The organism is Methylobacterium sp. WL18 (genome assembly GCF_008040015.1).
In the GTDB taxonomy this organism is placed as follows: domain Bacteria; phylum Pseudomonadota; class Alphaproteobacteria; order Rhizobiales; family Beijerinckiaceae; genus Methylobacterium; species Methylobacterium mesophilicum.
In genome coordinates, this window is sequence record NZ_VRVD01001178.1 from 1 (window position 1) to 698 (window position 698).

The window sequence follows — 698 nt, forward strand, 5'->3', positions numbered from 1 at the left end:
ACTCGAGACCGGGCGCTTGCGGGCGGCCTCGGCGGGGTCGGGCTCGGCCTCGTATGCGAGGCCCTGGCGCTCGGCATACGCGATGGCCTGCGCCCGGGTCGGGAAGGTCAGCCGGACATCCGTGGCGAGCGGATCGCCGCCGCCGGTCCAGCCCATCAGCGGCTCGATCTCGGGCGGCGTCTCGCGCGCGAATGTGAGGATCCAGGTGCCCTCCCGGGCGCGGCCCGAGGTCTCCACGGGGCGCTTGTGGCGCCGGATGTAGGCTTTACGGCCGGCGAGCCATGGGGCGGCGGCGGCGACGGCCGGGGGATGGTTGTGTCCGAGTCCGATCACACGGTCCTGAATGGTCGTCTGCATGGTTGCCTCCCTGGAGCGGCGCCCGACCGGCAAGCCGTCGGGTGCCGCCGATGGTGGGGGATGCGGCGCGGTCAGGCCGACAGCAGCCCGAGGCGCGCCGCGGATTGGACGCCGAAGCTCCCCGCGAAGGCGAGGAGGGCGGCGTCCCAGGCGGTGAGATGCGTGGCGTTGGCCGGCGGCCCGGCCCGGGTGATCGCGGCGCCGAGCCAGACGAAGCCCGACAGGCTCAGCAATCCGGCCAGCACCCAGGGCATGGCGGGGGCCGGGCTGAGGGCCGCGAGGGCCAGGCAGAGGATGACGGACGCGATCCAGCCGGTGAGGGTGGACCAGGACGCCCGCTC

The 698-nt window shown here is 74.6% G+C and carries 2 protein-coding genes; both read right to left on the minus strand.

Going from position 1 to position 698, the window contains the following annotated elements; all coding sequences use genetic code 11:
* Positions 1-357: NADH dehydrogenase ubiquinone Fe-S protein 4 (locus FV228_RS31645; RefSeq protein WP_147857965.1), on the minus strand; the 357-nt coding region annotated here is incomplete at its 3' end.
* A gap of 71 nt (positions 358-428) precedes the next feature.
* The coding region (locus FV228_RS31650; RefSeq protein ID WP_147857966.1) for a hypothetical protein at positions 429-698 on the minus strand (270 nt) is incomplete at its 5' end.